This window comes from Pararhodobacter marinus (genome assembly GCF_003122215.1).
Lineage (GTDB): Bacteria > Pseudomonadota > Alphaproteobacteria > Rhodobacterales > Rhodobacteraceae > Pararhodobacter > Pararhodobacter marinus.
In genome coordinates this window covers 166478-177862 of sequence record NZ_QEYD01000008.1, presented here as the reverse complement: position 1 = coordinate 177862, position 11385 = coordinate 166478, and the positions used below count along the sequence as shown (strand labels likewise).

11 protein-coding genes are annotated in these 11385 nt (G+C 68.0%); 5 read left to right on the top strand and 6 right to left on the bottom strand.

Annotated features, from left to right (window positions below):
• The first annotated feature begins 52 nt into the window (after positions 1 to 52).
• On the top strand, positions 53 to 1474 hold the full coding sequence (gene gltX, locus C4N9_RS14325) for a glutamate--tRNA ligase (RefSeq protein WP_109534015.1): 1422 nt from the start codon (positions 53 to 55) through the stop codon (positions 1472 to 1474).
• Between the two features lie 58 nt (positions 1475 to 1532).
• Positions 1533 to 2828: a citrate synthase gene (gene gltA / locus C4N9_RS14320; protein WP_109534014.1), complete on the top strand. Its 1296-nt coding sequence runs from the start codon at positions 1533 to 1535 to the stop codon at positions 2826 to 2828.
• 205 nt (positions 2829 to 3033) lie between these two features.
• On the opposite strand, the gene C4N9_RS14315 is transcribed toward gltA, so the two are convergent.
• Together C4N9_RS14315 and C4N9_RS14310 are read right to left on the bottom strand one after the other, a co-directional pair.
• Complete coding sequence (locus C4N9_RS14315; protein ID WP_109534013.1) at positions 3034 to 3699, bottom strand: SOS response-associated peptidase; 666 nt, start codon at positions 3697 to 3699, stop codon at positions 3034 to 3036.
• A gap of 108 nt (positions 3700 to 3807) precedes the next feature.
• A complete protein-coding gene (locus tag C4N9_RS14310; protein ID WP_342748808.1) occupies positions 3808 to 4830 on the bottom strand; it encodes a zinc ABC transporter substrate-binding protein in 1023 nt (340 codons plus the stop codon).
• A 79-nt stretch (positions 4831 to 4909) separates the two neighbouring features.
• On the opposite strand from C4N9_RS14310, the gene C4N9_RS14305 reads away from it, so the two are divergent.
• The 3 genes from C4N9_RS14305 to C4N9_RS14295 are packed head-to-tail and all read left to right on the top strand — an operon-like array spanning position 4910 to position 7000.
• Positions 4910 to 5446 (top strand): Fur family transcriptional regulator, encoded by a 537-nt coding sequence (locus C4N9_RS14305; RefSeq protein WP_109534012.1) that lies wholly within the window; start codon positions 4910 to 4912, stop codon positions 5444 to 5446.
• On the top strand, positions 5443 to 6204 hold the full coding sequence (locus C4N9_RS14300) for a metal ABC transporter ATP-binding protein (protein ID WP_109534011.1): 762 nt from the start codon (positions 5443 to 5445) through the stop codon (positions 6202 to 6204). The genes C4N9_RS14305 and C4N9_RS14300 overlap by 4 nt, the downstream gene beginning before the upstream one ends.
• Complete coding sequence (locus tag C4N9_RS14295) at positions 6197 to 7000, top strand: metal ABC transporter permease (RefSeq protein ID WP_109534084.1); 804 nt, start codon at positions 6197 to 6199, stop codon at positions 6998 to 7000. The genes C4N9_RS14300 and C4N9_RS14295 overlap by 8 nt, the downstream gene beginning before the upstream one ends.
• On the opposite strand, the gene glmM is transcribed toward C4N9_RS14295, so the two are convergent.
• The 4 genes from glmM to C4N9_RS14275 all read right to left on the bottom strand — a co-directional run bounded on the left by glmM (position 6997) and on the right by C4N9_RS14275 (position 11304).
• The gene (gene glmM, locus C4N9_RS14290; protein WP_109534010.1) at positions 6997 to 8340 is read right to left on the bottom strand and encodes a phosphoglucosamine mutase; all 1344 of its coding nucleotides are present in this window, start codon (positions 8338 to 8340) and stop codon (positions 6997 to 6999) included. The genes C4N9_RS14295 and glmM overlap by 4 nt on opposite strands.
• Positions 8337 to 9308, bottom strand: coding sequence for a dihydropteroate synthase (gene folP, locus C4N9_RS14285; RefSeq protein WP_109534009.1), 972 nt, complete (start codon positions 9306 to 9308; stop codon positions 8337 to 8339). The genes glmM and folP overlap by 4 nt, the downstream gene beginning before the upstream one ends.
• 264 nt (positions 9309 to 9572) lie before the next feature.
• Entirely contained in the window at positions 9573 to 10481 is a 909-nt protein-coding gene (locus tag C4N9_RS14280) for a dihydroneopterin aldolase (protein ID WP_109534008.1), read from the bottom strand.
• Between the two features lie 178 nt (positions 10482 to 10659).
• Complete coding sequence (locus C4N9_RS14275) at positions 10660 to 11304, bottom strand: cell wall hydrolase (protein WP_245902566.1); 645 nt, start codon at positions 11302 to 11304, stop codon at positions 10660 to 10662.
• Between the last annotated feature and the right edge of the window lie 81 nt (positions 11305 to 11385).

Sequence of the window (11385 nt, the reverse complement as noted above, 5' to 3'; positions counted from 1 at the left end):
TAGAGCTTCGGCAAGTTTAAATCCCTCGTGGTTTCCGAAAGGTTAACACCTGATGACTACCCCCCCGGCAGGCTCTGCCATCGTCACCCGCTTCGCCCCCTCGCCCACCGGTTTTCTGCATATCGGCGGGGCGCGGACCGCGCTCTTCAACTGGCTCTACGCGCGCGGGCGTGGGGGCCGGTTCCTGCTGCGCATCGAGGATACCGACCGCGCCCGCTCGACGCCCGAGGCCACGGCGGCGATCCTGTCGGGCCTGACATGGCTGGGGCTCGACTGGGACGGCGAGGCGGTCAGCCAGCACGAACAGGCCCCCCGCCATGCCGAGGTGGCGCTGGAAATGCTGGCGCGCGGACATGCCTACAAATGCTTCTCGACCCAAGACGAGATCGAGGCCTTTCGCGAGGCCGCGCGCGCCGAGAACCGCTCGACCCTGTTCCAGTCGCCCTGGCGCGACGCCGATCCCGCGACCCATCCCGACGCGCCCTATGTCGTCCGGCTGAAAGCGCCGCGCGACGGCGAGACGGTGATCGAGGACGCCGTGCAGGGCCGTGTCGTGTTCCGGAACGACCAGCTCGATGACATGGTTTGTTTACGCTCGGATGGTACGCCCACCTACATGCTCGCCGTGGTGGTCGACGACCACGACATGGGCGTGACGCATGTGATCCGGGGGGACGACCATCTGAACAACGCGGCGCGACAGATGCAGGTCTATCAGGCGATGGGCTGGGACGTGCCGGTCTTCGCCCATATCCCGCTGATCCATGGCGAGGACGGCAAGAAGCTGTCCAAGCGCCACGGCGCGCTGGGGGTCGAGGATTACCAGAAGATGGGCTATCCCGCCGCCGCGATCCGCAACTATCTGGCGCGGCTGGGCTGGAGCCATGGGGACGCCGAATTCTTCACTGACGAACAGGCGCTAGACTGGTTCGATCTGGGCGGAATCGGCAAGGCGCCGGCGCGGCTGGACCTGAAGAAACTCGACCATCTGACGGCGCAGCATTTCACCGCCATGGACGATGCCGCAGCGCTGCAAGAACTCGACGATTTCCTTGCCGCAACCGGGGCAGAACCGCTGACCCAACGGCAGCGCCCGCTGGTCGCGGCAGCGATGCCCCAATTGAAGGACAAGGCGCGCAACTTCGGCCAAATCCTTGAAAGGGCTCATTTTGTCCTGACGGAACGGCCAATCGAGCCGGATCAGAAATCGGCGAAAGCGCTGGATCCGGTATCCCGTAGTATACTGAAAGAATTGACGCCGCATCTGCAAAATGCTAGCTGGGAGCGCGAGAGACTCGAAGCTATTGTCACCGAACTCGCGGCACAACACGGCCTCGGCCTCGGCAAGATCGCGCAGCCCCTTCGCGCCGCTCTTGCCGGGCGGACCGTGTCACCCAGCGTGTTCGACATGATGGTTGTGCTGGGTCGAGACGAATCCCTTGCACGGATCCAGGATGCGGCAATGGAACACTAAGCCGCCGCGCTGCCAGGGGCAGCCCGGCTCAACCGGACAATAACAAAAGGGGACCTCGATGGCCGACACCAAGGGAAGCGCGAAACTCACGTTTGGCGACAAGTCGATCGATCTGCCGATGCATTCACCGACCGTCGGACCGGACGTGGTGGACATCCGCAAGCTCTACGCGCAGGGCGATGTCTTCACCTACGACCCGGGCTTCACCTCGACGGCGGCGTGCTCCTCGACCATCACCTATATCGACGGCGACAAGGGCGAATTGCTGTATCGCGGCTACCCGATCGAACAGCTCGCCGACAAGTCGCACCATCTGGAAGTGTGCTACCTGCTTCTCTACGGAGAGCTGCCCTCGGCCCAGCAGATGGTCGATTTCGAGACCCGCGTGACCCGTCACACGATGGTCCACGAACAGATGCATAACTTCTTCCGCGGCTTCCGCCGCGACGCGCATCCGATGGCGACGATGGTGGGCGTGGTCGGCGCGATGTCGGCCTTCTACCACGATTCGACCGACATCTCGGACCCCTGGCAGCGGGAAGTCGCGGCGATCCGCATGATCGCCAAGATCCCGACGATCGCCGCCATGGCCTACAAGTACTCGATCGGCCAGCCCTTCGTCTATCCGAAGAACTCGCTCGATTACGCTGGCAACTTCCTGAACATGTGCTTCTCGGTCCCCGCCGAGGATTACGTGGTCGACCCGATCCTCGCCAAGGCGATGGACCGGATCATGATGCTGCATGCCGACCATGAGCAGAACGCCTCGACCTCGACCGTGCGTCTGGCGGGCTCGTCGGGCGCCAACCCCTTCGCCTGCGTCGCCGCCGGGATCGCCTGCCTCTGGGGCCCCGCCCATGGCGGCGCCAACCAGGCCTGCCTGGAAATGCTGCGCGAGATCGGCACCGTCGACCGGATCCCCGAATTCATCGCCCGCGCCAAGGACAAGGACGATCCCTTCCGCCTGATGGGCTTCGGCCACCGGGTCTACAAGAACTTCGACCCGCGCGCGAAAGTGATGAAGGAATCCGCCGACGAGGTGCTGGGCCTTCTGGGGATCGAGGACAACGAAACCCTGGCCGTGGCCAAGGAACTCGAACGGATCGCGCTGGAAGACGAGTATTTCGTCTCGAAAAAGCTCTATCCCAACGTCGATTTCTACTCGGGCATCATCCTCGAGGCGATGGGTTTCCCCACCTCGATGTTCACCCCGATCTTCGCGCTGTCGCGCGCGGTCGGCTGGATCGCGCAGTGGAAAGAGATGATCGGCGATCCCGAACAGAAGATCGGCCGCCCGCGCCAGCTCTATACCGGTGCGCCGCGCCGCGACTATGTCGAGGTCGAAGGCCGCTGAGGGCCCGGCGCTCCGTCAACATCGAAACTCCGCCCCCCGGGGCGGCGTTTTCCGTTTCCGCGACCGTCCTTTGCGCCGCGCTATCGCTTTCATTCTGCCCGAAATACTCACGCGACGCAGCCCGCCCCGCTTTGCCGCCGGGACAGGGCGGCGCGCGCGCAAGCGGGGTGGGTGGGCGGGAGCGCCGCGCGCGCGCCCTGCCCTCTCAGCTCTCCAGCGGTTCGATCAGGTCGGGCCCCTCGGCGCGGTTCGAATTGACCGCCGTGCCGACGCGGCGAAAGGCCAGCACGCCGTCCTCGGGTGCCACCATGGCCCGTGCCGCACCATGGCCTTTCTCGCCCAGCCACAAGGCCCAGTTCTCGGGCGCCACCAGGACCGGGACGCGGTCATGCAGCGCCGCCATCTCGCCCTTCGCCGCGGCGGTGACGATGGCGCAACTGGCCACGCGCACGCCTTCGGGTCCTTCCCAGCTCTGCCAGATGCCGGCGAAGACCATCGGCGCGCCATCCGCACGGGTGATGAACCACGGCAGCCGCGTCTCGCCCTCGCGCGTCCATTCGTAGAACCCCGAAGCCGGGATCAGGCAGCGCCGCCGACGCGCCGCCTCGCGGAACGCGCTTTTCTCGGCAAGGGTTTCCGACCGGGCGTTGAACAGAAGCGGCCCGTCGGTGGGCGTCTTGTACCAGGTCGGAATGAAGCCCCAGCGCATCGGACCGTAGCGCCGTCGTCCCTCGGCGGCGATCACCACCGAAACGGGTTGCGTGGGGCAGATATTGTAACGCGGCACCGGCGGCAGATCATTGGCCGGCACCGCGTCGAACAACTGCGTCATCGCATCATCGGGCAGGGTAATGGCAAAGCGTCCGCACATCCTGCGACAGGGACACTTGCGCAGAGGCCGGGTCAACCCCCGTTTGGGTGAAAGAGTGTTTCCACAACCGCCTGAAGCCGAGCCGGATTCACCCCCTCAACCCCCGGTTTAACCCTCGACGCAATCTGCAACGGCCTGCGCCAGGTTGCGAAGCAAATCGCGATACAGCATCGGGCCGGGTTCCAGCGTCACCCCGGCCGGGTCCAGCGGCGCCCCCAGCCGGATCTCGGTGCCTTCGATCACCACGCGGGCGAAATCGTCGGAATGGTTGGCTTCGGGGAACAGGCAGACCGCGCCCTCTTCCTGCAGCTCGGACCTGAGCGCCGACAGCCGCGCCGCGCCCGGGGCGGTCGCATCGCCGCCCGTGATCGTCGCGACGATGCTCAGATCGAAGGTTTCCGCGAAATAGCCATAAGCGTCGTGAAACATCACCAGACCACGCCCCGAAGCCGGCGCAAGCTGCAGCGCCAGTTCGGCCTGCAACGACAGCGTCGTGTCGATCGCGGCCTGCGCATTGGCCTCGTAGACCATCGCGTTGTCGGGATCGAGCCCGCCCAGCGTCTCGGCAATCGTCTCGAGCCAGATCACCGTGTTCCCGGGATCGAGCCACAGATGCGGATCGAGGCCCGAATGCACGTGGTCATGGCCGTCATGCTCGTGGTCGTGGCTTTCGTGGTCCTCATGCCCATGGTCGTCATGATCATGCGCGTCATGGTCATGATCGTGGCCGTCGTAATCGTGACCCTCGTGGTCGTGATCGTGATCATGATCGTGATCGTGACCGTGATCCGCAGCCTCCTCGCCGAACGCCCGCAGATGCAGACCCTCAACCTCGGACAATGTCAGAACCGCGCCCGATGCCAGCGTTTCCACCGGCTCGCCCAGCCAGGGCGTCAGCCCCTCGCCGACCCACACGACCAGATCGGCGCCGGACAGCGCGCGTGCCTGCGACGGGCGGAACTGCATGTGATGGGGATCGCCGCCTTGGTCGAGCAGCATCGCGGGCGTCCCCAGATCGCCCATCACCTGCGCGACCAGGGATTGGGTGACGGGCGTATCCGTCAGCACGCGCGGCGCTTCGGCGAAAGCCGGTGTCGCGATCAGCGAAAGGGCGAGTAAGGGGCGCATCATGGGTCTTGGCTCTGTCGTCAGGAATGTTATACTGTCACTTGTTATGATATAACACTTCCATGCGCAAGGCCCCTCCCCCATGCCCGAGCCCAAAGCCCCGCCGAAATCCCCGCCGAAAGCCGATCCGCAGCACGGCGCCCATGCGGCCTTCGAACCGCACGACCACCACGAATGCGTGGATGCCACGCTGCAGCGGGCGGACGACATGGTGCGCGCGCGCGGGTTGCGGCTGACGCCGGTGCGCCGCCGCACGCTGGAAATCCTGCTGGAACGCCACGGCGCGATGGGGGCCTATGACGTGCTGCAGCGGTTGTCGGACGAGGGCTTCGGCCACCAGCCGCCGGTCGCCTATCGCGCCCTCGATTTCCTTGTGGAAAACGGGCTTGCTCACCGCATTCGCCGCCTCAACGCCTTCACCGCCTGCAACCATCCGGGCGAGTCGCATCACGCGGCGTTCCTGATCTGCCGGGGCTGCGACAGCGTGGCGGAAATCCCCGCCGATCCGCTGCGCGGCACGCTCGACCAGGGCGCCGCCGGCATGGGCTTCCATATCGAGCGCGCCACGATCGAGGCGGTGGGCCTGTGCACCGCCTGCAGCGCGGAGGCCGCGCAATGAGCACCCTGATCGAGGCGCGCGGGCTCTCCGTCGCCTATGGCCCGGCCGCGCCGGTGCTGACGCATGTCGATTTCACGCTGAACCCGGGCGAGATCGTCACCATCGTCGGCCCCAACGGCTCGGGCAAGTCCACGCTGCTGCGCGCGCTCCTGGGCATGGTTCCGGCGTCCGAGGGCCACGTCCGGCGCGCGCCGGGGCTGCGCGTGGGCTATGTGCCCCAGAAGCTGCATCTCGACGCGAACCTGCCGCTGTCGGTCGAACGCTTCCTGCGCCTGACGCGCAAGCTCGACCGCGACGCGGTGGCGCATCTCTTGTCGCGGGTGGGCGCGCCGGGGCTCGAAGCCCGCGCCATGGCGACCCTGTCGGGCGGCCAGATGCAGCGCGTGATGCTGGCGCGGGCGCTGGCCGGCGATCCGCAGCTTCTGGTGCTGGACGAACCCACGCAGGGACTCGACCAGCCCGGCACCGCCGCCTTCTACCGCCTGATCGAGACGGTGCGCCAGGAACTGGGCTGCGCCGTTCTCAGCGTCAGCCACGATCTGCACGTCGTGATGAGCGCCTCGGACCGCGTCGTGTGCCTCAACGGCCATGTCTGCTGCGAGGGCACGCCCTCGGTCGTATCGAACGCGCCCGAATACCGCGCGCTGTTCGGACTGGGCACGCAGGGTGCCTTCGCGCTCTATCAGCACCACCACGACCACGGCGCCGATCACCCCGACCACCCCCACGACCACGAGACCTGCGACCATGATCATTGACGCCTTCCTGCTGCGTGCGCTGGCGGCCGGGCTGATGGCCGCGCTGGCGGCGGCCCCGCTGGGCTGCTTCGTCGTCTGGCGGCGCATGGCCTATTTCGGCGACGCGACCGCCCATGCCGCGATCCTGGGCGTCGCGCTGGCTCTGGGGTTCGATCTGTCGATCTTCGTGGGCACGCTGGTCACGGCCTTTGCCATGGCGCTGTTCGTCAGCGCGCTGGCCGGGCGCGGCTGGGCAATGGACACCACGCTGGGCGTGCTGGCGCATTCCGCGCTGGCGCTGGGGCTGGTCGCCGCGTCCTTCCTGACCGGCACGCGCGTCGATCTGACCGCCTTCCTGTTCGGCGACATCCTGACCGTGCGCCCGTCCGAGCTGTGGGGCATGGCGGCGGGCACGCTTGGCGTGCTGGCGCTGATGGCCTGGCGGTGGGAGGCGCTGCTCACCGCCACGATCAGCGAGGATCTGGCCCTGTCGCTGGGCGTCAAGCCCGAGCGCGAGCGCCTGATCCTGACGCTGGCGCTGGCACTGGCCGTCGCGGTGTCGCTGAAAGTGGTGGGGGCACTTCTGATCGGTGCGCTTCTGGTCGTGCCGCCCGCGACGGCCCGCGTCTTCGCCCGCTCGCCCGAGCGGATGGCCGTTGGCGCCGTCTTCGTCGCAGCACTGGCCGTGGTGGCGGGTTTGGGCGCCTCGCTCACCTGGGACACGCCGGCGGGGCCGTCTATCGTGGTGGCGGCGGCGACGCTGTTCGTCGCCGCCCTGAGTGTCGGCAGCCTGTCGTCAGACCGGCGGGCGCGCTAAAGCGCCGCCTCGATCTCGGCCACCAGCCCCGCGACGATCTCATCCAGAAGCGCGGGATCCTCGCATTCCGCCATCACCCGCACCAGGGGCTCGGTGCCCGATTTGCGGATCAGCAGCCGCCCCTGGCCGTTCAGCCGCGCCTCGGCGGCGCGAATGGCGTCCTTGACGCTGCCTGCCTCCATCGGTGCCTGCCCGGCGGCATAGCGCACGTTCTGCAGCTTCTGCGGCACCGGCTCGAATTGCCGGGTCAGAGTGCTGGCGGGGGTGCCGGTCTCGGCCATCGCCAGCAGGAATTGCAGCCCCGCAATCAGCCCGTCGCCGGTGGTGGCGTAATCGGTCATCACGATATGGCCCGATTGCTCGCCGCCAAGGTTCAGCCCCCGGTCGCGCATCCGCTCGACGACATAGCGGTCGCCCACCGCCGTACGCTCCAGCCGCAGCCCCTGCCCCTGCAGGAACCGCTCGAGCCCCAGATTGGACATCACCGTGGCCACCAGCGTGCCGTCGTTCAGACGCTCTTCCATCGCCCAGCGGGCCGCCATCAGCGCCATGATCTGATCGCCATCGGCGACGCGCCCGTGTTCGTCGATGATCTGCACCCGGTCGGCATCGCCATCCAGGCAGATCCCCAGATCCGCGCCATGCGCCACCACTGTCTCGGCGGCGAGCTTGGGATGGGTCGAGCCGACGCCGTCATTGATGTTGAACCCGTTGGGGTTGACGCCCACCGGGATCACATCGGCGCCCAGTTCCCACAGCACCTCGGGGGCCGCGCGGTAGGCGGCGCCATGGGCGCAATCGATCACCACCTTGAGCCCGCGCAGGCTGGCGCCGCGCGGCAGCGTGGTCTTGGCGTATTCGACATAGCGCCCCAAACCGTCATCAATCCGCTTCGCGCGCCCGATCTCCAAAGGCGGCGCCAGCGCCATCGGCCCCTCCAGGATCGCCTCGATCTCGGCCTCGGCCTCGTCCGACAGCTTGAACCCGTCAGGGCCGAAGAACTTGATGCCGTTATCCGTGGCCGGGTTGTGGCTGGCCGAGATCATGATCCCCAGATCCGCCCGCATCGACCGCGTGAGAAACCCCACGGCAGGCGTCGGCACCGGGCCCAGCAGCAGCACGTTCATCCCCGTCGAGGTCAGCCCGGCGGTCAGCGCATTCTCCAGCATGTAGCACGACAGCCGCGTGTCCTTGCCGATCACCACACGGTGTACATTGCCCCCGTCGCGGCGGAAATACCGCCCCGCCGCCGCGCCCAGCTTCAGCGCGATCTCGGCGGTCATCGGCGCGGAATTGGCCTGTCCGCGCACCCCGTCGGTGCCAAAGAATTTCCGGCTCATGCCTCGTCTCCCGTCTGATCCGTCAGCGCCCGCCACAAGGCCAGGGCCTGCACGGTTTCCGCCACGTCGTGAACCCGCAGGATCTGCGCACCCTGCCCGGCGGCCCAGAGCGCCACGGCGACCGATCCGGGCATCCGCGCGGCGGCCTCCTCGACCCCCGACAACGTGCCCACGAAGCGCTTGCGCGAGGCGCCCAGAAGGATCGGCGCCCCCAGCGAATGAAACCGCGACAGGCCCCGCAGCAGCGTCAGGTTATGACCCAGCGTCTTGCCGAAACCGATGCCCGGATCGGTGATGATCCGCGCGGGATCGATTCCCTGCGACACGGCATGATCCATGCGCCGCGCCAGCCAGTCGTAGACGTCCCGCAACACGTCGTCATAGCGCGGATCGGCCTGCATCGTCTGCGGCGTCCCCTGCGCATGCATCAGACAGATGGGCACGCCCGCCTCGGCGGTGACCCGCGCCAGATCGGCATCCCAGGTCAGCGCCGAGACGTCGTTGACGATATCCGCCCCCGCCTCGATCGCCGCCCGCGCGACGCCCGCCTTGCGCGTGTCGATGGAGATCGGCGTGTCGATCCCGGCCGCGCGGATCGCGGCGATCACCGGCGCGGTGCGGGCAGTCTCTTCCAGCACCGGCACTTCGGCCGCGCCGGGCCGCGTGCTCTCGCCCCCGATATCGAGGATATCCGCCCCCGCCATCACCTGCGCGCGCGCCCGCTCGACCGCCGCCGCGACGCTGCCCAGCGTGCCGCCATCGCTGAAACTGTCAGGCGTCACGTTGACGATGCCCATGACCAGCGGACGGTCGGCGGGCAGCCCCGGCAGAACGGGTTTCGGCGCGGACAGGCGCGCGGCATCGGGCGCATCGCCCTGCCACCAGACATGGGCACTGCCGGCGAGCGGCAGGGCGCCCTCGGGCCGGGGAAGATCGGAACGGGGAACGGGATGGAACGGGACTGTCATGCCCTCCTGAGAATCAGATCGCGGCCCGCTTGGCAAGCAAGCCCGCAAGCCCGGCGCCAATGTTTCAGCCCCTTCGCGGTTTGCCGCCGATCGGCCCCCGCTCGAGAGGGTCGCCCGGCCCCTTCATTCTGCTCCAAATACTCAAGCTGCCTGCGCAACCTGCGCAACGGCTGTACTCGACCACAGCACAGCCACGCGGCGGCCCGGCCAAGCGGGGTGGGCGGGCGGGAGCGTCGGCCGGGCCGCCGCCCCCTCTGCATCGCGTCAGGGGAAGGTCTCGACCGGGACCCGGCTGCCCGCCGGCAGGGACACGCCCCAGGGCACCAGGAACGCCTCGGCCGCCAGCGTCTCGGCCAGCCATTGCGCCAGCGCCGGCCCGTTCGAGGCATGGCCCAGCGGGCCGTCCGGCGCATCGAGCACCAGCTTCGAGGGCGCCCAGACGATGATCCGCCCCTGCCGGATCGCCCAGTCGATCTCGGTCCGGCTTTCGACCACCAGGCAGCGCTGATCGCGCGAGGCCAGCGCCCAGGCGTTCTGCTCGACGGCCAGCAGGTCGATGCGGCGCTGCACGGCGGTCACGGCCACGCGCGGCGGATGCGCCTCGGGCAGGCCCACGCAGATCACAACGGGCGCGCCGCGCGCGGCCAGCCGGTCGATGCGGTCGCTGAAATCCTGCGCGGCGATGGCGGCGTTGTCCATGTAGACCACGACCGGGTGCAGGCTTGCATCCTCGGCCTGGTTCTGCACCGGCACGGCGGCGCGGGTGCGCACGATCTCGACGCCCAGCTTGAACGGCCCGCGGTCGAGCTTCTCGACCCGCACGAAGGCGCGCATGGCCCGGGGATGGGCGAGGATGCGCTCGGCCACATGCTCGGACAGGGTCTCCAGCAGGTTCAGCCGCCCCGCCGCAAGCTCGTCGGCGATGGCCTCGGTGATCGTGTCATAGGACATGATGCGGTCGACATCGTCGTCGATCGGCCCGGATTGCGGTCGCACCTCGACGACGACGTTGAACATCAGCCGCTGGGTATGGCCGCGCTCGGTCTGGAAGGCGCCGATCTCGGCCTCGACGGCGTAATCGCGCAGCGAGATCCGGTCGCGCGGATCGGCCGAGGCGGTGGCTTCGGCGCGCTCTTCGGGATGGGCGAAGGCAAGATGGATATCGGTGCTCATGCTCAGAGCCTCCGGTCAGCGTCGGGGACGGGTTCGGTGCCCCGCCTTACCCCGCCGCGACGCGGTTGCACAGCCCGAACCCGGCATCATGGCGCCCATGCGCGACGCCCGGCGTTTCCGATAGACGCCCGCCCGTCCTCGCAGCGGGAATCCGCCGGCGCGGTGCGCTGGCGGGCGCTCAGTTGAAGGTCAGCCGCAGCGGTTCGCGGTAGAACAGGTGCGAGCCGTATTGCGCCGTGCGCTGAAAGCTCGACGCCCAACGCGGGCGCACGCCCGTGGTGTGGAAATGCGTCGCACCGTCGGTCAATTCGCGCGGCGCACCCGACATCATCACCTGCGCGATGGCATTGGCCATACGCCGCGCGCCGGGTTCGGTCATCGCGCGCGAGCGACCGTTGCAGGCATACGAGAACTGGCAGGCGTTCAGGCGGGTCGCGTTCTGATGCACGACGCCGCAGACGCTGTCGGGATAGGCAGGCAGGTCGACGCGGTTCAGGATCACCTCGGCCACCGCGAATTGCCCGTAGACATCCTCGCCCCGCGCCTCGTGATAGATTGCCTCGGCCAGGCAACTGGTTTCGGTATCGCCCGATTGCGGCATGGTCATGAGATAGGACGCATCGTAGCGCAGGATCGCGGTCGGATCGTCAAGCGGGGTCGTCGCCCGCGACACGAGAGAGGTCGACACCCCGCGCATCGCCTCGCGCTCGGCGCTGAAGGCCAGAGCCAGCGATTGCTCGAGCGGAAATTCGGCCGCCGCCCGATGCGAGGTCGCAGCCAGTGACGTCAATGCAAGTACCGAGGCCAGCCCAAGGGCCGCCATCCTGCTCACCGTTCCCATACCGTCCATCCTCTGTCAGCCACAGGCAGCACGAAGGCTTTGCCAGCGACGTCCGGTGTGCCG